Origin of the sequence: Oligella sp. HMSC05A10 (genome assembly GCF_001808335.1) — a bacterium.
GTDB classification, from domain to species: domain Bacteria; phylum Pseudomonadota; class Gammaproteobacteria; order Burkholderiales; family Burkholderiaceae_B; genus Oligella; species Oligella urethralis.
In genome coordinates, this window is the sequence record NZ_KV792857.1 from 25,343 (window position 1) to 44,547 (window position 19,205).

General features: G+C 49.5%; 19 protein-coding genes. 16 read left to right on the top strand and 3 right to left on the bottom strand.

Annotation, left to right across the window (positions count from 1 at the left end; all coding sequences use genetic code 11):
* Nucleotides 1-53: 53 nt before the first annotated feature.
* On the bottom strand, nucleotides 54-3,317 hold the full coding sequence (locus HMPREF3144_RS02145; RefSeq protein WP_070476113.1) for an Rne/Rng family ribonuclease: 3,264 nt from the start codon (nucleotides 3,315-3,317) through the stop codon (nucleotides 54-56).
* A gap of 835 nt (nucleotides 3,318-4,152) precedes the next feature.
* Between HMPREF3144_RS02145 and HMPREF3144_RS02150 the strand changes: the two genes are divergently transcribed.
* From HMPREF3144_RS02150 to HMPREF3144_RS02160, 3 genes are read left to right on the top strand one after another with little or no spacing between them, the layout of a single operon-like run.
* A complete protein-coding gene (locus tag HMPREF3144_RS02150; protein ID WP_036559050.1) occupies nucleotides 4,153-5,064 on the top strand; it encodes an RluA family pseudouridine synthase in 912 nt (303 codons plus the stop codon).
* A gap of 21 nt (nucleotides 5,065-5,085) precedes the next feature.
* The gene (locus HMPREF3144_RS02155) at nucleotides 5,086-5,751 is read left to right on the top strand and encodes an HAD family hydrolase (protein WP_070476117.1); all 666 of its coding nucleotides are present in this window, start codon (nucleotides 5,086-5,088) and stop codon (nucleotides 5,749-5,751) included.
* Nucleotides 5,752-5,757: 6 nt separating this feature from the next.
* Nucleotides 5,758-6,420: a ferric reductase-like transmembrane domain-containing protein gene (locus HMPREF3144_RS02160; RefSeq protein ID WP_048767243.1), complete on the top strand. Its 663-nt coding sequence runs from the start codon at nucleotides 5,758-5,760 to the stop codon at nucleotides 6,418-6,420.
* A gap of 69 nt (nucleotides 6,421-6,489) precedes the next feature.
* Here the strand turns inward: HMPREF3144_RS02160 and HMPREF3144_RS02165 are convergent, their stop codons facing one another.
* Both HMPREF3144_RS02165 and HMPREF3144_RS02170 read right to left on the bottom strand, forming a co-directional pair.
* On the bottom strand, nucleotides 6,490-7,200 hold the full coding sequence (locus HMPREF3144_RS02165) for an SAM-dependent methyltransferase (protein ID WP_070470771.1): 711 nt from the start codon (nucleotides 7,198-7,200) through the stop codon (nucleotides 6,490-6,492).
* 5 nt (nucleotides 7,201-7,205) lie between these two features.
* Entirely contained in the window at nucleotides 7,206-7,805 is a 600-nt protein-coding gene (locus HMPREF3144_RS02170; protein WP_070476120.1) for a Maf family nucleotide pyrophosphatase, read from the bottom strand.
* Nucleotides 7,806-7,875: 70 nt separating this feature from the next.
* Here HMPREF3144_RS02170 and HMPREF3144_RS02175 point away from each other — a divergent pair, with 70 nt between their 5' ends.
* The 13 genes from HMPREF3144_RS02175 to HMPREF3144_RS02235 all read left to right on the top strand — a co-directional run bounded on the left by HMPREF3144_RS02175 (nucleotide 7,876) and on the right by HMPREF3144_RS02235 (nucleotide 19,134).
* The gene (locus tag HMPREF3144_RS02175) at nucleotides 7,876-8,442 is read left to right on the top strand and encodes a YceD family protein (protein ID WP_070476123.1); all 567 of its coding nucleotides are present in this window, start codon (nucleotides 7,876-7,878) and stop codon (nucleotides 8,440-8,442) included.
* Nucleotides 8,443-8,558: 116 nt separating this feature from the next.
* A complete protein-coding gene (gene rpmF / locus HMPREF3144_RS02180) occupies nucleotides 8,559-8,741 on the top strand; it encodes a 50S ribosomal protein L32 (RefSeq protein WP_070476126.1) in 183 nt (60 codons plus the stop codon).
* A gap of 107 nt (nucleotides 8,742-8,848) precedes the next feature.
* The gene (gene plsX, locus HMPREF3144_RS02185) at nucleotides 8,849-9,874 is read left to right on the top strand and encodes a phosphate acyltransferase PlsX (protein WP_083290360.1); all 1,026 of its coding nucleotides are present in this window, start codon (nucleotides 8,849-8,851) and stop codon (nucleotides 9,872-9,874) included.
* Between the two features lie 93 nt (nucleotides 9,875-9,967).
* On the top strand, nucleotides 9,968-10,948 hold the full coding sequence (locus HMPREF3144_RS02190) for a beta-ketoacyl-ACP synthase III (protein WP_036558971.1): 981 nt from the start codon (nucleotides 9,968-9,970) through the stop codon (nucleotides 10,946-10,948).
* A 47-nt stretch (nucleotides 10,949-10,995) separates the two neighbouring features.
* Complete coding sequence (gene fabD / locus HMPREF3144_RS02195; RefSeq protein ID WP_070476129.1) at nucleotides 10,996-11,949, top strand: ACP S-malonyltransferase; 954 nt, start codon at nucleotides 10,996-10,998, stop codon at nucleotides 11,947-11,949.
* 49 nt (nucleotides 11,950-11,998) lie between these two features.
* The gene (gene fabG / locus HMPREF3144_RS02200; protein ID WP_070476132.1) at nucleotides 11,999-12,742 is read left to right on the top strand and encodes a 3-oxoacyl-ACP reductase FabG; all 744 of its coding nucleotides are present in this window, start codon (nucleotides 11,999-12,001) and stop codon (nucleotides 12,740-12,742) included.
* A 326-nt stretch (nucleotides 12,743-13,068) separates the two neighbouring features.
* Nucleotides 13,069-13,308: an acyl carrier protein gene (acpP, locus tag HMPREF3144_RS02205; RefSeq protein WP_018026420.1), complete on the top strand. Its 240-nt coding sequence runs from the start codon at nucleotides 13,069-13,071 to the stop codon at nucleotides 13,306-13,308.
* 132 nt (nucleotides 13,309-13,440) lie between these two features.
* Nucleotides 13,441-14,670: a beta-ketoacyl-ACP synthase II gene (fabF, locus tag HMPREF3144_RS02210; RefSeq protein ID WP_026156825.1), complete on the top strand. Its 1,230-nt coding sequence runs from the start codon at nucleotides 13,441-13,443 to the stop codon at nucleotides 14,668-14,670.
* A 9-nt stretch (nucleotides 14,671-14,679) separates the two neighbouring features.
* The gene (locus tag HMPREF3144_RS02215; protein WP_018026418.1) at nucleotides 14,680-15,120 is read left to right on the top strand and encodes a hypothetical protein; all 441 of its coding nucleotides are present in this window, start codon (nucleotides 14,680-14,682) and stop codon (nucleotides 15,118-15,120) included.
* A complete protein-coding gene (gene rpoE / locus HMPREF3144_RS02220) occupies nucleotides 15,117-15,722 on the top strand; it encodes an RNA polymerase sigma factor RpoE (protein WP_070476134.1) in 606 nt (201 codons plus the stop codon). The genes HMPREF3144_RS02215 and rpoE overlap by 4 nt, the downstream gene beginning before the upstream one ends.
* 26 nt (nucleotides 15,723-15,748) lie before the next feature.
* On the top strand, nucleotides 15,749-16,525 hold the full coding sequence (locus HMPREF3144_RS02225) for a sigma-E factor negative regulatory protein (protein WP_048767240.1): 777 nt from the start codon (nucleotides 15,749-15,751) through the stop codon (nucleotides 16,523-16,525).
* Nucleotides 16,522-17,550 carry a MucB/RseB C-terminal domain-containing protein gene (locus HMPREF3144_RS02230; protein WP_018026415.1) on the top strand — a complete coding sequence of 343 codons (1,029 nt, stop codon included), beginning with the start codon at nucleotides 16,522-16,524 and terminating at the stop codon, nucleotides 17,548-17,550. Before HMPREF3144_RS02225 ends, HMPREF3144_RS02230 begins: the two co-directional genes overlap by 4 nt.
* Before the next feature lie 39 nt (nucleotides 17,551-17,589).
* The gene (locus HMPREF3144_RS02235) at nucleotides 17,590-19,134 is read left to right on the top strand and encodes a Do family serine endopeptidase (protein ID WP_018026414.1); all 1,545 of its coding nucleotides are present in this window, start codon (nucleotides 17,590-17,592) and stop codon (nucleotides 19,132-19,134) included.
* Nucleotides 19,135-19,205 lie beyond the last annotated feature (71 nt).

Consider the following 19,205-nt stretch of genomic DNA (forward strand, 5'->3'; position numbering starts at 1 on the left):
ACCGATACTAAAACTAGCTATCGGTTCTTTGATTTTAGGTGTTGTCGTGAGGATTACTCGTTGGCATCACCCGGTGTCGGCTTAGTGGTACTCGCTGCTGCGTTAGTTTCAATTTGAACTAACTCGCTTGTGACAATCACTTTGGCCGCTTTGCGTGGTCGTCCCAACTTGACGGGTGCAGCTTCGGGGATGCGTGTCACCGCATCGGGGTTGGTTTCAATCATGTGTAAGCCGGCAGCAGCAATCACTTGCGTTAAGCTCTCGCTTGCATGCTCTGCGTTGTTGGCGACGGGCGCAGCCTCAGCCTCATCAGCGTCGTTGTCGGCTGGAGCGCTTGCGGTGATGGCAGTGTCGTCCCCAGCAGGAGCTGCGGCTTCGGGCGCAACTGCAACCTCAGCTTCTGTACTCATCGCTTCTGTCGTTACTTCGCTTGCTGCTTGTTCTGCTTCCGCGGCAGGCGTTGACGTCTGGTTATCGACTGGCTGCGAAGTCTTAACCTCATCTTCCACTGCTAGTGACTCGGTGGGCGTGGCGCTTTCTGGCATCGCAGGCGCTGCGGAATCCATCACTGGCTCGCTCGTCACACTGAGCGGGGTTTCTGCTTCAGTGACAGGGGTCTGCTCAGTGTCAGCGGTGCGCTTAGTGAGCTCCTCAACATCAATTTCACCCTTGGCAATTTGTTCAGATACCTCTACATAGTCCTGACTCGGTGCATTTAACATCACCTCATTCGGCACGAAGGGTAAGGCTGCTGCTGGCGCATTATGCTCTTTTTGAGAGCGACGATTACGCTGATTACTGCGGTTTTGGCGGCGACGTGTATCCGCCTGCGTGGCATCGTCCTGCGTTGCCGCATCTGCTTCGGCTGTGTGGGATGGCGTTTCACTTACTTGAGGCGTTTGCTCTGGCGTCGTCACGGCTGCCTCAGCCTGTTCATCAACTACAGCTTGTGTCGCTGGTTGCTTTTGACGCGTGCGCTTTTGCTCCTCACGAGCTGGTGCACGGAGAAAGCGTGGCTCCTCCTCATCACGGCGTTGCTCGGCTGGCTGCTGTAATTCATGCTGCGCATTCGCTTCCGCTTGGATAGCTGGCTCAGGCGCTTGCTGTTGCGCTTGTTGTGATCGCTGTTCAGCCGCTTTACGCTGCTCGCGCTGCTCGTTTTTGCTTGCTTGAGCTTGCGTCTCTTCAGCAACTTGTTGCTGCTGATTCTGATTTAATTGCGCTTGATTGTCATTGTCTTGACGCGGTTGGCGACGCGAGCGACGATTGTTGCGATTTGCGTCTTGCTCCTGACGACGTTTATCATTTGACTGACTCTGTTCTTGTGCTTGCTGATTGGCTTGCTTTGGCGCTGCCTCTGCCTGAGCTGCCTTTTTAGGGCGTGCTTGACGGCGTGGCTTTTGTGGTGTGCCAGCTTCAGTTTCTTGCGCGGCACCACGTTTAGCGGTACGACGTTGATTGCGTTGACGCGGTTGACGTTGCGCCGAGTCGCCACCTTGGCGTGCAGGGTTTTTCTTAGCAGCAGCGGCTTTTTTGGTTGGTGTCGCCTTTTTTGTCGTTTCCGTTGCTTGTTCTTCAGCATCTTGAGGGCGCATAAAGAAAGACATAATGCGCTGCAAGAAACTCTTAGGCACGACCCGCTCAGCTACCTCAGCCGCTTTGGCGGTGGCGGCCGCAACCGTTTTTTCTACTTTAGGTGGGATAGGCTCATCATGGGCAATGCCTTTCACAATAGCGCTGGGGCGTTTTTCCTGCTCCTCAAGACGGGCAGTTTGCTCGCGCCACTGTACCACTGATTCAGGGACCGGCATTAATTCCACACTGCTTTTATGATCATCTAAGCGATTATCGTCGTAACGTAAGCGCTCAATATGGTGGTGCGGGGTTTCTAGGGCTTTGTTAGGAATCAGTACAATACGAACATTGAGACGATTCTCAATTTTCACAATATCAGCGCGTTTTTCATTTAATAGGAAGGTCGCTACATCCACCGGCACCTGTGCATGGAGGGCGGCGGTATTTTCCTTCATCGCCTCTTCTTGGATCAGGCGCAGGATATTTAAGGCGCTGGACTCCACATCACGAATCACACCAGTACCATTACAGCGTGGGCAGGTAATATGTGAACCCTCGTTGAGCGATGGACGTAAGCGCTGACGTGATAGCTCCATCAGACCAAAGCGGGAAATTTTGCCCATTTGGACGCGAGCACGGTCAAAATGTAAGGCTTCGCGCAGTTTTTGTTCAACCTGGCGCTGGTTTTTATTATCGTCCATATCAATAAAGTCGATAACAATTAAACCGCCCAAGTCACGTAGACGTAATTGACGCGCTACCTCCTCGGCCGCTTCAAGGTTGGTCCGTAAGGCAGTCTCTTCAATATCTACGCCACGGGTTGAGCGTGCAGAGTTAACATCAATGGCGACTAAAGCCTCGGTGTGGTCCACCACAATGGAACCGCCAGAAGGTAGTGAGACATTGCGCGCATAGGCGGTTTCAATCTGATGCTCAATCTGGAAGCGTGAGAATAGCGGCACCGCATCACGATAGCGCTTAACTCGATTGACATTTTCCGGCATCACATCCTGCATAAAGGCCATGGCCTGTGAGGTAATCTCATCCGTGTCGATAAGAATTTCAGCAATGCTCGGTGAGAAATAGTCGCGAATCGCGCGAATTACGAGACTGGATTCCTGATAAATCAGTACTGGGGCAGGGTGCTGTTTGGCTGCGTTATCAATGGCATTCCAGAGCTTTAACAGATACTGTAAATCCCAGTCCAATTCCTCGGTAGAGCGTCCGATACCGGCCGTGCGGGCGATGATGCTCATGCCCTGTGGTAGCGCTAATTTATCCATCGCCTCTTTGAGCTCTTGGCGATCCTCTCCCTCAATGCGACGTGAAATACCGCCGCCGCGAGGGTTATTAGGCATCAATACTAGGTAGCGACCTGCTAAGGAGATAAAGGTAGTGAGGGCAGCGCCTTTGTTACCGCGCTCCTCCTTTTCGACCTGTACAATTAGCTCCTGCCCCTCGTGTAGGGCATCTTGAATGCGAGCAGTGCGTAGATCCACGCCCTCTTTAAAGTAGCTGCGCGCAACCTCTTTGAATGGCAAAAAACCATGGCGCTCGTGACCATAGTTAATAAAACAAGCCTCTAAACTCGGCTCAATACGGGTAATCACACCCTTGTAGATATTGCCCTTACGCTGTTCGCGACCGGCGCTTTCAATATCGATGTCGATAAGCTTTTGCCCATCAACAATTGCAACGCGTAATTCTTCTTGGTGTGTTGCATTAAATAACATGCGTTTCATGTATCAAACTCTCCGAAAAAATGCCACAGCAATATATGCTGAACTCCCCGGAAAGAGTTGTTACGGGCTTGGTGACGCTGCGAAATGACGACAGCTAGTTTTTTGTGTGTTGTTTTTATTGAGTAGACATCACTAAGCGTAAATCAGCACACCCCAACGCTCGGTGCACACACAGGCTGTATGGGTACCGAGTAGGGGGCGTTTATCCGTACTTGTGGGAGGTATTCGATAGGCTCCCAGCAAGTGACATGGGCTATTCACAATCAACTGAACAAACAAAAAAATAGTTAAAAAAACAAAAAACATGAAACTGATGTATTTATCAATCAGTTTACTTATACCCTATAGAGCTAGACTGGTGGCCTAGTCTATAAGTAAAAAATCCTGTACTTTCACTTAACAATCAACCATCTCATCTGCATGACAAGTGCACTGTGGGCAGGAGGTTAAATACTGCCGCATCAATAACAGTCACTGTCAACGACAAATGAACACCGATAACAACTCAAAAGAAAACGGGCCTCAGCCTAAATGCACTGACTCAGTGGGCAAGATGCGCAGGCACTGGCTGCCATAGGTGTGAGCAGCTACCTGAGCAAAGCTCAAAAACCCTGACAACGCTGTATAAATCAAAACTCAGTAAAAATCCATGAGTTACAATAGCGTGTTAAGGTAGAGTGTAGGCTTTACAGTCTTGAGAATATCGCAAGCGGATAGGCAATAGGCCCTTCGACGATTGCGCCACTTTCTTTTACTGCGGGTATTAGGAATTATAGTTAGTCTTTACAATATGTGCAAACAAAGTTCATCAGATGCGCCCAGATTATCTGTACAAATGTTAGAAATCGATGCTGCCAGTGCGGGGCAGCGTTTGGATAACTTTTTAATCCGTGAGTGCAAGGGGGTGCCTAAAAGTCATCTTTATCGGGCGGTGCGTTCGGGGCAGGTGCGGGTCAATCGGGGCCGTGTCAGTGTTGATTACCGTTTGCAGCAGGGTGATACGGTGCGTATTCCGCCCATGCGCATGGCGGCCCCAGATGCTAAGCCCACGGCGCCACAGGCAGAATTTCCGGTGGTGTTTGAGGACGATGCGATTTTGGTGATTAATAAGCCTGCGGGTGTGGCGGTGCACGGTGGTAGTGGCGTTTCCTTTGGGGTGATTGAGCAATTGCGCGCGGCGCGGCCGCAGCAGCGCTTTCTCGAATTGGCGCATCGCTTGGATAGAGAAACCTCGGGGCTCTTAATTATTGCTAAAAAGCGCTCAGCCTTGGTGGCGCTGCATGATATTTTTAAGCAAGCTCGTACCCAACGGCATTATCGTGCCTTGGTTGTGGGAGAGCTGCAGCAAAAGGTGCAACATATTAAAAAGCCTTTGCTGAGGTATTTGACGGCCGAGGGCGAGCGTCGGGTGCGGGTCGATCCCCAAGGGCGTTATGCGCATACCATTGTCACTGTGTTGCAACGTTACCCGGACTATACTTTGATTGATGCAGAAATTCTGACAGGTCGAACCCATCAGATTCGGGTGCACTTAAAGTCCATCGGTCACACCATCGTGGGTGATGAGAAGTATGGGGATGATGAATTGCGTAAAAAGCTAGTGCAACAAGGCTTTAAGCGTATGTTTTTGCACGCCTCTAAGCTGCGTTTTCCGCACCCCATTAGCGCCGAGTGGATGACGGTCGAGGCTGAGTTGCCGCCAGCCTGTGAGCAGCTGTTAAAGCGTATTGCGGCGCATGAATTTTAATTAATTGAGAATGTATTAAGCATGAAGTATTCAACCGTAATTTTTGATTGGGATGGCACCGTTGTTGATTCAACCTATGTGATTGTGGATGCCATTAAAAAGGCCAGTCGTGAACTGGGTTTAGAGGAGCCGACCACGCAAAAAGCCAGTTGGGTCATCGGTTTGTCGCTGCCCAAGGCCTTGTTGGAAGTGGTGCCGGGCTTAGATGAGACACGCTTGCAGGCCTTTATCGATGCCTATAGAAAGTACTATTTCAGCGCCGATCCCGATTTAAAGCTATTTGATGGTGTGTTGCCGATGATTCAGCGCTTGCGTGAGCAGGGTCTGATGACAGCAGTTGCTACTGGTAAAAGTCGCTTTGGTCTTGATCGTGCCTTAGACAATCACGGTATTGCGAATTTATTCGATGTCACTAAAACGGCCGATCAAACGCAAAGTAAGCCTAGCCCCGTGATGTTGCAAGAGATTTTTGATGAATTGATGGTGCAACCCGATGAATGCGTTATGATAGGGGATACCTCACATGATATTTTGATGGCGCGCAATGCCGGCTGTGATAGTATTGCCGTGACCTATGGTGCTCATACCCTACGTGAAATCAGTCAGGCTGAGCCTAGCTATATTGTGAATCATGTCGGTGAGTTGGAGCATCTGCTATCGCGTCACACTAAAAAACGCTCAGAGTAATTTATTATGCCTACTAACAAGCAATGGCCGGAAAGTTTGATCCGCAATTTCCTCATCCATATTTATATCGCCTGTGCGGTGCCGGGTCTGGTCGCACTTTGGATGAGCTATGCCTTCAGGGACGAAGGGCATATTGCCAGTGCTGAGGTGTTGGTGCATTATTTAGCCGCTGCCTGTTTGTTGATGTTGGCGGCTACCCTGCTAATTACACCTTTATCGCGCGTTTTGGCGCAGCCTAATTTAGCCATGATTAGGCGACCTCTTGGTTTAGCTGCCTTTGCCTATGCATTTTTGCATTGGCTAGGCTTTTTTTACTTGCATGAGTTTAATGGCACTGCGATTTGGGTGGCTTTTAGCCTCAATCCAGCGCTGTGGGCGGCGTTAGTTGCCTCGCTGTTAATGGTGCCGATGGTGTTGACTGCTAATCATCAAGCTATGCATGATTTGGGGATTTGGTGGCGCCGTATTCATTCGGCCATTTATGTGGTGGCGCTCTTGTGGATTTACTATATGGCCACGAGCTTTAGCTTAACCAATGGTGATCGTCTACTCTTTAGCTTAGTCTCCGTGCTATTAATTTGGCGTGTTTATCATGGCTTTACGACACGCCGTCGCGTGGCTAAGAAGCTCGATAGTATTAACACGCGTGAGCGGGACGAGGATAAGTAGCGCAACAAACCAGTAGCCACTTAGCGCCGGCGGTGGTGTAAGATTTCCCTCCGCAGGCGCTTAAGCAGCTTAAGCTAAAAACAAAAATAGGGTGGCTTGCTTATCAAGGGAGGGGGCGGGTTGCTTTTTCCACTCGGCAACACTGGCGGTTTTAATCCATTCGTTTTTCCCTGTAATATCTCTGGCCACGCAAAGACGGGTATTAGCATTGAGGTGTTGCAGCAAGCTAGCAAACATGGCCTCATTGCGATAGGGTGTTTCAATAAATAATTGCGTCTGATTGAGGCGGCGGGATTGCTGCTCCCATTGCTTTAATTGCTTGGCGCGCTCATCACTTTTGACCGGCGCATAGCCGTTAAAAGCAAATTGTTGACCATTCAGACCGCTTGCCATTAAGCCCAAAAGGATCGAGCTGGGGCCTACCCAAGGTACAACCTTAATACCTAAGGTATGCGCCTCAGCGACTACATTGGCGCCTGGATCAGCGACAGCAGGGCAGCCTGCTTCTGAGACTAGACCAATTTCCCCACCCTCGGGAATGGCCTTAAGCCACGCGCGAATTTCTTGGCTGGGTGTTTTGTTGCTGAGGCTATGAATGGTGATGTCTTGTAATACATGCTGTGTTTCAATTAGCTTTAAAAAGGCGCGTGCAGTTTTGGCATTTTCTGCGATATAGCTATCTAGCTTAGCCGCTAAAGCCTGCACCTCAGTAGGCAGCCATTGGGCGGGCGAGCTTTCGCTAAGACCAACGGGAATCAAGTGTAAGGTTTTTTGCGTCATGAGTACTATCTTTGTGCCAATAGAGTAGGGTTAAAACCAAAGTGACGTAGCATGCGCGATAGCGCAATTAATGGTAGCCCGATGATGGCGGTGGGATCATCGCTACGCATGGACTGCATGAGGCTGATACCCAAGGACTCAGCCTTGGCGCTACCTGCGGTATCAAAGGGTTCGTCATGGCACAGGTAATGATGGATCTCTGCCTCGCTCAACTCGCGAAAATGACAGGCGGTCAGCACATCCTCAACTAACAGCGCCTCCCCATCCGTCACGGCGAGGGCACTGTGAAACTGCACCACCTGACCGGAGAGCTGCTGCAATTGGGCAAAGGCGGCCTCATAGCTACCAGCCTTGCCGATAGGCTCACGCCCTAGGGTAGCTACTTGATCGGAGCCAATCACCAGACTGCCGGGGTACTTATCGGCGACGGCTTTGGCTTTGGCGGCAGCCAGTCTAAGACTAAGTTCAGCAGGATTTTCGCCGTCGCGTGGTGTTTCATCAATATGTGACGCTTCAACCCTAAACGGGACGCCTAGACGTTCAAGCATCATGCGTCGATATGGCGAAGTTGAAGCAAGAATAAGACAATTCGGAGCGGAAGTCATTATTTTAATTGACCTATATGGGTAAAAGAGGTTATTATTCTATGTTTTTACGTGGTTGCGAGTAAAGGCCATGCGCAAAATAGATGTATATACTTTTATTGCTCAGCAGCGCCCTATCGCAAAGCCGCTGATTGGTGAAGCTGAGATTAGTCATTTTAGACGTTTTTGCTCAGATTTACCAACCCAAAAGCTAGCAACAGAAAGCTTGGACGAGTCCTTAGCGCGTAACCAAGTCTACTGGCAGGTGGAGGGCGAGCAGTTATCGACTGAGGTATATCCTCAGGGTCGCTATCTGTTGCATTTTTTGATTGAAGCCGAACCGGTTGTGATCTGTCAGCGTTGCATGAAGCCTTTTCGCTTTGCTTTAACGGTTGAAGCGACGGTTGAAGTCGTTCCTTCGGAGCAGCAGCTCGAGGCGGTTAGTGAGTCGGGTGAAGTTGTACTAGACGATTATGAAAAGGTCGTGGCCAATCCCTATCTTGATATACTTGAGCTAGTTGAGGATGAGTTAATTTTAGCTTTACCCTTTATGCCAAGTCATGAGAGTTGTGCAGAGGGGCAGGCTTTACTAGACGAGTACGCAACACCAGCAGAGGAATCGCCTTTTGCGGTTCTGAAGAACTTAAAAAATAGCTAGTGTTTAGGATCTGGGATCGTTGTCCGCTAGAGCGTACCGTTAAGCTTTATTATTTGTTTTAATTTTTTATATTGTTCTGAGTGTAGAGCAAGTAATTATTTGTATTTGGAGTCATCATGGCTGTTCAACAAAACAAAAAATCACCATCAAGACGTGGTATGCGTCGTGCTCACGACGGTTTAACTAAGCCGGGCGTAGCGATTGAAGCAACAACGGGTGAGTTACATTTACGTCACCATATCAGCCCTAACGGTTTTTACCGTGGTCGTCAGGTGATCAAGTCTAAAAGCGACGAGTGATTAATAGTTCACCCGTGCTTATGGAGGCATGTACGGCGCTTATGTTTACTGTGCCTATATTCTCATAGCGCAAGGGCGACTTTTAAAATTAATTAATTCATATTGTCGTGATCAAAATTGCTATTGATTGTATGGGTGGCGATGAGGGCCTTGCGGTTACCATTCCTGGTACAGTGCAGGTAGCCAATCGCTATCCGGATACGCATTTTTTATTAGTAGGTTTGGTCGATCAGATTGAGGCTGCATTGGAGCGGGCAAAGCCTGCTAATCGGTCTCAATTTGAGATAGTTTCTGCAACTGAGGTTGTCACTATGGACGATCCGGTTGAGGTGGCTTTGCGCCGCAAAAAGGATTCTTCCATGCGTGTCGCCATCACTTGTGTTAAGGATGGTCGTGCCGATGCGTGTGTCTCTTCAGGCAACACAGGTGCCTTGATGGCGCTGTCGCGCTTTATTCTTAAAATGCTTCCCGGGATTGATCGTCCAGCCATTGCCACGGCCTTGCCGAATGTCAAGGGCGGCGGCACCACGGTGCTTGATTTGGGCGCCAATGTCGATTGTAGTGCTGAGCATTTACTTGAGTTTGGCATCATGGGCTCTGCCTTGGTGCAAGCCATTGATCATATTGACGCGCCTACGGTGGGTATCCTCAATATTGGCCAAGAGGATATTAAGGGTAACGATCAGGTTAAGCAAGCCGCTCAGTTGCTGAAAAGCAGTCATTTGAATTTCTACGGTAATGTCGAGGGTGATGATATCTTCAAAGGCACGACCGATGTGATTGTGTGCGATGGCTTTGTCGGTAACTCGGTGCTTAAAGCGATTGAGGGCACGGCCAAGATGATCTTAGGCCAGATTAAATTAGAGTTTAAGCGCAATCCCTTTAGTCGCTTTGCAGCGCTATTGTCAATGCCGGTCTTTAAAAGATTGCGTCAACGGCTAGATAATCGTCGTTATAATGGCGCCGCTCTGCTCGGTTTGCGGGGTGTGGTTTTTAAAAGCCACGGTTCTGCTGATGAACTGGCTTTTGCCTGTGCTGTGGAACGTGCCCGAGGGGCGGTGGCGAGTAATCTCCTAAGTAAAATTATCCATAGCGTAGAGCGAAGTAATGCTATAAAATCACAGAATGAGTAAGCGCATGCTTCAGCTGTGGTGGCAGATGTCGAGTCTGGCCCGTCGCAGCCTTAGTTTTTTTCTGAGTTGTTCCGCCATATAGAGGAGTCCATAGTGCATCAATACGCCAAAATTATTGGTCACGGTAGTGCCTTACCGAAGTCAGCCATTAGCAATGACGAGCTTGCTAAGCAATTAGCAGCGCAGGGTGTGGAGACTTCGGATGAGTGGATTCAGTCTCGTACCGGTATTCGTCAGCGGCATATCGCCGATGCCTCAGTGCAGACCAGTGACTTGGCGGTTGAAGCAGCCAAAAATGCCCTCGCATCAGCAGCGCTAGACGCAAATGACATTGATTTAATCATTCTCGCCACCACCACCCCGGATATGATTTTTCCGAGCACTGCATGTATCGTACAGGCTAAGCTCGGCATCACTAATCACGCCATGGCATTTGATGTGCAGGCGGTATGCAGCGGTTTTGTCTATGCGGTGACGATGGCGGATAGTATGATTCGCAGTGGCAATGCCAAGCGAGCTTTAGTCATTGGTGCGGAGACATTTACCCGCCTGTTAGACTGGCAGGATCGTGGTACCTGCGTACTCTTTGGCGATGGTGCGGGCGCGATTATTTTAGAGGCGTCTGAGGAGCCGGGTATTTTAGCGACGCAGTTAAATGCGGATGGGGCCTTTGAGTCTATCTTGCATGTACCGGGCCGTATTTCACGTGGTGCGGTGGTGGGTGATCCTTTTATGCGTATGGACGGTCAGGCGGTCTTTAAAAAGGCCGTGAGTTTGTTGGAGCGTTCAGCACTGGATGTGTGCGATAAGGCCGGCATCAGTCACGAGGAGATTGAGTGGTTTGTGCCGCATCAGGCAAATCTTCGCATTATTAATGCCTTGGGGCGCAAGCTCAGCCTACCGGCCGAGCGGGTGGTGGTGACGGTGGATAAGCACGCCAATACATCGGCCGCTAGCGTGCCCTTAGCCTTTGATGAGGCTTGTCGTGACGGTCGCATCCAGCCCGGCCAGTTGGTTTTATTGCAGGGCGTAGGTGGCGGCTTTACATGGGGTTCTGTGCTGTTGAGAGCCTAGTATCCCTCAGTGTATTCGATTTCAGTGATTAATTAGGGTGGTGTTATATGACTAAATTAGCATTTGTATTTCCGGGTCAAGGTTCACAGAGTGTCGGCATGCTCGACAGTTGGGCTTCAAATGATGCCGTTAAAGCGGTGATGGATGAAGCGAGTCAAGCCTTAGCCCAGGATTTACATCGCTTAGCGGCCGAGGGGCCGGCTGAGGCCTTAAATTTAACCACCAATACGCAGCCGATTATGTTGACCGCCAGCTACGCCATGTATCAGGCCTATTTATCCGCTGGTGGTGCAGCACCTGAGGTCGTTGCAGGCCATAGTTTAGGTGAGTACACGGCATTGACGGCGGCGGGTAGCTTATCGCTTAGTGACGCTGTGCGCTTAGTGCGTATTCGTGCCGATGCCATGCAATCTGCAGTACCCGTGGGTGAGGGCGGCATGGCGGCCATTTTAGGCTTGGATGATGATGCCGTGCGCCAGGTCTGTGAGCAGGCTAGCACGGATGATAGCTTTGTCGAAGCGGTCAATTTCAATGCTCCGGCACAGGTAGTGGTTGCTGGTCACAAGGATGCTATTGATCGTGTTTGCGTGCTGGCCAAGGAAGCGGGCGCAAAGCGTGCGCTACCGTTGCCAGTTTCTGCGCCCTTCCATTCACGTTTATTAGAGCCAGCGGCGCAGGTGTTGGCGGATGCCTTAGCAGCAATTGAATTGCAGCGCCCAGCCATGCCCGTGATTAATAATGTCGATGTAGCCACGGCCGATATGCCTGAGGATATTGTGGATGCCTTAGTGCGTCAAGCGTGGCACCCAGTGCGTTGGGTTGAGACCATTCAGGCGATGAAGGCGATGGGCGTAACGCATGTGGTCGAATGTGGTCCAGGCAAGGTCTTAAGCGGTTTGATTAAGCGTATCGAACCTGAGTTACAGGTCTTAAGTATTAACGATCCTGCTTCTTTAGAAGCGACTTTGGCGGCTTTAAAGGGTCAGGCAAATCACGCCTAATCGCCTCTCATCATTGCTTTTATAAGCGCTTTTTTTAGGGTAAAAACAGATGTCGGAAAAAGTTTTAAAGGATAAAATTGCTCTCGTTACCGGTGCCTCTAGAGGAATTGGTAAGGCGATTGCCAAGGCATTAGCTGAGCAAGGTGCCGTGGTGGTGGGTACAGCCACTAGCGAACAAGGCGCTGAGGGCATCACCAAGGAATTAGAGGCGTTCGGCGGGCGCGGTGTGGTGTTAAATGTCACCGATGATGCGGCGTGTGATGCGCTCTTGGCAGAGCTGGCCAAAGAGGGTGGTCCGCATATTCTGGTAAATAACGCGGGTATCACGCGCGATGGTCTTGCAATGCGCATGAAGGACGAGGATTGGTTGGAAGTGATTCAGACCAATCTTAACGCTGTCTTCCGTTTAAGTCGTGGTGTGATGCGTGCGATGATGAAGGCGCGTGAGGGTCGGATTATTAATTTGACTTCAGTAATTGCCTCTGTAGGTAATCCCGGTCAAGCTAACTACGCCGCCGCTAAAGCAGCGGTTGCCGGTATGAGCCGTAGCTTAGCCAGCGAATTGGGTAGTCGTAATATCACCGTTAACTGCGTGGCGCCCGGCTTTATTGATACCGATATGACACGTTCATTAGGCGAGGAAGCGACTGAGGCACTATTATCACGTATTCCTTTATCGCGTTTTGGTCAGCCTGAGGACGTGGCTAATGCGGTGGTGTTTTTAGCTAGCCCGCAAGCTGCTTATATTACGGGCACCACCTTACATGTGAATGGCGGTATGTTTATGCAGTAATCACTGCATGGCAGTAGCAGTTTTTAGTCAGGGTCTGCTTATTTGCACTCAATTGAGTAGCTAAATTAGGTGGATCTGTCGTAAAAAGAGTCGCAATACAGGAAAATTATTGTCTTAAGCGACTTATTTAATGAACATTGCAGTGTTTTTGTCTAAAATGCAGTTTTAAACACAGCGCATTGCAATTTTTGGGTGTTTTATCTACTTGAACTAGGCCTGCTTTTTGCTTAGACTTGAGTAGTTCAAAACGATTAATCACACGATGGGTCATATTTTTGACCATTAGTTTTTAATTATTAAGGGCATGTCCCTTTTTGGAGATATACATGGATAGCATCGAACAACGCGTCAAGAGCATTATTGCTGAACAATTAGCAATTAAGGACGAGTCTGAGGTAAAAAATGAGTCTTCTTTCCTAGACGACTTAGGTGCTGACTCGCTTGATATGGTTGAGTTAGTGATGTGCTTAGAAGACGAGTTCGAAACCGAAATCCCTGACGAAGAAGCAGAGAAAATCACGACCGTTCAACAAGCAATTGATTTCATCACTGCTAACAAGAAGTAATCGCTTGGGTGATTTTCGTATTACCGCCTAGACCGTCTTTTGTGCGCAGTCACGCTGGCACAACTAGCAGGCTTAGGCGGTTTTTTTGTCATTTTTTAGAACAAAAACTAACAACTCATTAAGGAGTGTTCTGTGAGAAGACGAGTCGTCATAACAGGCTTGGGCATTGTGTCACCTGTTGGAAATACCATTGATTCCGCATGGGATAATTTGGTCAATGGCCGCTCAGGTATTGGCCCGATTACCCGTTTTGATGCGAGTGAATTCAACTCTCAGATTGCAGGTGAGGTCAAGGACTTTGACGTCACTAAGTATATTGGCGCAAGAGAAGCCAAGCAGATGGATACCTTTATCCATTACGGTATTGCTGCCAGCCTGGATGCGTGGCAGGACTCTGGTTTAGATATTAATCAGATTAATCCTGAGCGTGCTGGCGTGATCGTGAGTTCCGGTATTGGTGGTTTACCTCGGATTGAGGAAACACAAACGGCCTACCTTGATAAGGGGCCGCGCCGTATTAATCCTTTCTTTGTGCCAGCCTCATTGATTAACTTAATTTCAGGCCACCTGACCATTATGCTAGGTCTAAAGGGGCCGAGCTATGCGGTGGTATCTGCGTGTACCACCGGCCTTCATTCGATTGGTGATGCTGGTCGTTTGATCGAGTATGGTGATGCCGATATTATGATTGCTGGCGGCGCTGAATCTACGGTATCTCCTTTAGGTATCGGTGGTTTTGCGGCGATGCGTGCACTGTCTACGCGCAATGATGATCCGACGGCCGCTTCGCGCCCTTGGGACGTTGACCGTGACGGTTTCGTCTTGGGTGAGGGTGCCGGTGTGATGGTACTTGAAGAGTATGAGCATGCCAAAAAGCGTGGTGCCAAGATTTACGGTGAGTTAGTCGGTTACGGTATGAGTTCCGATGCGCATCATATCACTGCACCAAATGAAGACGGTCCTCGCCGTGGTATGGTCAATGCCTTGAGAAATGCCGGCATTAATGCTGATCAGATTAACTATGTGAATGCGCATGGTACCTCCACCCCATTGGGTGATGTTAATGAGACCAAAGCCTTAAAGCTGGCTTTAGGTGAGCATGCGCACAAGGTTGTGGTTAACTCCACCAAATCAATGACAGGGCACTTATTAGGTGCGGCTGGTGGTATTGAGGGCGTGTTTGCGACCCTAGCGGTTTATCATCAGAAATCGCCACCAACCATCAATCTTATCAACCAAGATCCTGAGTGTGATCTAGACTATTGTGCCAATGAAGCGCGTGACGTAGCGATTGAGTATGCGCTATCTAACTCCTTTGGCTTTGGTGGCACTAACGGCTCAATGGTTGTTAAGAAAGTCTAGTGTTATTGCATGTCCTCGCCAGTTTTAAACCGAGTTTGGTATCAGAGTTTAGAGATTAAGCCGAGCGCTTATGCGATTTTTTTTAAGGCCGGCTTAATCTGGCTCACTTTGTTACTTTTTTTCGACTTTATTACTGCCTGCTTGATTGCGTCACTCTTATTTGTTTTTTTAAAACATGCTTCCTCCCAAAGGACTTGGGGACTGTCCCTGAGTCCGGAGGGTGAGTGTCGCTATTATCCCTATGATTCCCGTCGTGAGGGTACCCGAGCGGCTGCGATTCGTTGCAAGCCGATCGCCGTGCGTTATGTCTTGTTTTGGTGTTATTTATTGCTGCAGGCAGAGGACGGCAAGCGCCATCAATTAATCATTTGCTTACATGCCTTAAAAGCGCAAGAGAAGCGTCGCTTTAATGCCTTATGTCATAATTGGTCTCAGGAGATAATGGCATGAGTACAGAGCGGGAATTAGACGCAGCCCTTGTAAAAAGAGCTCAAGCCGGTGAAAAACGGGCTTTTGAGCTGTTAGTGAGTAAGTATCAGCGACGCATTTTGCGGCTGCTGGGGCGCATTTTATACAATCAAAGTGATGTTGAGGACGTGGCACAGGAAACCTTCCTGAAGGCATATCGTGCCTTGCCTAAGTTTCGCAATGAGAGCGCCTTTTATACTTGGCTCTATCGGATTGCGGTTAACACCGCCAGAAATCATCTTTCCAGTAAACAAAATCAGCTGTTTGTCTCAGATCAACTGGAGAGTCAGGATGGTGAAACTTTTTCTTTGTTAGATAATCTAACAGATGGAGAAACCCCTGAAACACATATGCACAATCGCGAGATTTTAGAGGCTTTGCAGGCAGCACTTGATGATTTGCCCGAGCAATTGCGCCAAGCGATTGTGTTGCGAGAGCTTGAGGGCTTAAGCTATGAAGAAATTGCGGGTGTGATGGAATGTCCTGTCGGCACCGTCCGCTCGCGTATTTTCAGGGCACGTGAGGCGATTTCAGAGCGTCTCAAGTCGTTATTGGGTAGCGATGGTGATGGTAGGCCGTGGTAGCTACCCACCAAAAGGATGTCTTGTAAATGAGTACTACGATAGATTTATCAGCTGCTAAGCACCTCGATCAAGCCGAGCGTCTGAGTGCTTTTTTAGATGGTGAATTAAGCGATGCCGAGCTGAGCGCATTGCTAGATGGTATGGATGATAGTCACTATGCTGAGCTTAAGCGCTATCATCTGATTAGTGATGTGATGCGCGATGGCAGTCTGGCGATTCGTAGCTCCGAGCGCTTTTCAATGCGCTTGGCAGAGGCCTTGGCTGCTGAGCCTGCGCATGTGGCTGAGGCGTCAAGCTGGGAGGATGCGCTGCCGGCGACCGGTACCGATGGTGGCTATGCAAAGCTCCCCGTTCAGTCTGCGACTACGGCGAGTATTCACCAACTACCGGCCAAGCCCAAAGCGCGTTTAGCCTTTGTGGCCGGTGGGGTGGCAGCTGCGATTGCGACCGTGATGACCTATAGTGTTTTTCAGTCGGCGGAGATTCAATCGGGTGCGGAGTTGACGGCACCAGCCTTAGTGTCTAGTGCCCCAGTAGCGCCTACGACCCCAGCGAGCACCTTACACACGACCAGAGAGCCAGTGCTCACAGCCACTACCGATCATGGCGAGCTTAGTCCAGTGCGTAGCTTCCGTGCGGCACCGACGGTTGTGCATAGTGCGCCGGCAGCTGTTTCCTCTGCTCGCGCGGCCAGCGAGGAGTATCGTCGCACCTATCCCGAGTATTTACGTTCACACCGTGATATGTCGGCACAAACGCCATTTATGCAGGTAAATTACCAAGGCGCAGGTTTTGCTCAATGATTAAGTGGATACATCACGCCCAAGCCCTGCTGTTAGCACTGTGTTTAGGCTCAACCTTGAGTGCGCAGGCGGCACCGTCATCAGTGGCTGCAGATAGTCAAGTGGGACAGGCAGTGGAGGAGTTAAATCTAGAGCAATTACTGACGCAGATTCAATTGGCTTCCGCTCAGGTAAATTATCAGGGTGTTTTTGTATCGCATTGGGCGAATCAGCAGTTAGTGACCTCGGCCATTACCAACCTCTACAACAACCATCATTTATTGCGTCGCATCTACTCCATGGATGCTAGTCCGATTGAGATTTTGCGTACCGACGATCAGCAAATCCAATTAGTCCCTGAGCAACAGATTGTGATTAGTATGCCGATTCGGGAGCATGAGTTTCCCGGTCTTTTACTGAGCAAGGCCGACGGTATTGCTAATTATTACTTTGCGCATGAATTAAAGGCGCCGGGTCGAGTGGCTGGGATTCAATGTAAAAAAATTCTTTTAGAACCACGCGATGACAGTCGCTACGGTTTTAGGCTTTGTGTTGAACCGCTTAAGCGCTTATTGCTACAAATCGAAACGGTGAATGCCAAGCAGCAAGTGATTAGTCAGGCCCTCTTTACGCAAGTGCATTTTGACGAGCAAATCGATCCTGAGGCAATTCATACAGCGCATGACTATGTGAATTGGGAGCATCTTAAGCCACGTAGCGATGAGGTCGACTTGGCGGCTGAGGGTTGGGAATTTAGTTTTCCTAGCGGGTTTCATCAAGTTACTAGTTTTAAATTATTGATGGGAACCAATAAGGAGGTTCGTCAACTAACTCTTTCAGACGGTCTTTCCTCCTTTTCCTTATTTATTCAAGAGCTGACGCCAGAGGATCAGGCGCAATACGGACAATCCGATATGGTTGAAGGACCGGTCAATATTTACAGCAGACGGGTAGGCGATTATTGGCTTACTGCGCTAGGTGCTATGCCGATTGCAAGCTTGCAAGCCGTGGCGGAATCTGCTCAGCATCGTTCGCTTGCGGATTAGGTGCTTATATTTTATCTACTAGTATTCAAGGACATTTTTATGTTAGTAAAAAAAACCTTTGTATCCACCTTGTTGGCCATGAGTTTATTTGCTACTCAGGCACTTGCTCAAGATAATAAGCTCGTCCCTTCACCGGTGGTGAAGCAAGAGGCGCCAGCTGCAAATCAAGCTGCGCCAGCGGTGCCAACAACGACAAATCGCCTGGTGGCTTTGCCGGACTTTACTGAGATCGTGGCCAAGACAGAGACTGGCGTAGTTAATATCCGCACCATGGAGTCTGTGCCTGTACGCGGTTTTAGTGGTGGTCGTTTCGGCATGGATCAGGATATGGAGGAGATTTTCCGCTTCTTCTTCGGTCCCGACTTCGGTTTTCCGGGGCAGCGCCGGGATAATGATCGCCGTGGCCCGCAGCAGGGCGATCGAGCCGAGCGTCAGGTGCCAAGCAGTGTCGGTTCTGGCTTTATTATTTCTGAAGATGGCTATATCATCACCAATAATCACGTGATTGATAAAGCCTCCAAAATCATCGTCACGCTGAATGACGGTAAGGAATTGACGGCAGAGGTGGTGGGCACCGATGAGCGTACTGACTTGGCCTTACTGAAAGTGCAGGCAGGTGGCTTAAAGCCCTTAACTATCGGCGGCTCAGATGATCTGCAAAAGGGTCAATGGGTATTGGCTATTGGCTCACCCTTTGGCTTGGATTCCACGGTAACGGCGGGTATTGTGAGTGCCATTAATCGTGATACCGGTGACTATTTGCCCTTTATTCAAACCGATGTGGCGGTTAACCCGGGTAACTCGGGCGGTCCTTTAATTGATCTGAGCGGTAAGGTGGTCGGCGTGAATTCGCAGATTATTTCTCGTTCCGGCGGCTTTATGGGTATTTCTTTATCGATTCCGATTAATGAAGCGATGAAGGTGGTTGAGCAGCTTAAGGAAAATGGACAGGTCATTCGCGGACGTATTGGCGTGACCATTTCTGAGGTGCAAGAGGATGTGGCTGAAGCCATTGGCTTGGCAAATGCCGAGGGTGCCTTAGTAAGTAATGTTGAGCTCGGCAGTCCTGCCCAAAAAGCGGGTGTGCGTGCCGGTGATGTGATCACTAAGTTTGACGGCAAAAGCATCAAAAAATGGTCGGATTTACCCCGTTTAGTTGGCCAGACCCGTCCTAACACTGACTCCACCATTGAGGTATGGCGTCGTGGTAAAGCCGTCGAGTTAAAAATCACGGTAGAAGCGGTTAATGGCGATGCGGCCTTAGCGGCTAAGTCTAATCGTGAGTCGCCAGCGGATAAGTCGACCGCAGCCGATCGTTTAGGTCTGGTAGTGGCTGAACTGTCGCCGGCGCAACAGCAGCTGCTAGGTAACGATGCCGGTGTCGTCATCACCGATGTCCAAGGTGCAGCGGTTGAAGCTGGTCTGATGGTGGATGATATTATCCTCGTCTTAAATGATCAGGATGTCAGAAGCGTTGAACAATATCATCAGTTGGTCAAGGGCTTGGCAAAAAACAAAAATGCCGCTATCTTGATACGACGTGATAATTTAACGCAGTGGGTCGCAGTTCAACCTGAAAAATAAAGTACAATATACGGTGGTTGAACGCTAAAAAAGGCGCAATTTACGCGCCTTTTTTGTTACTTATTGCTTTT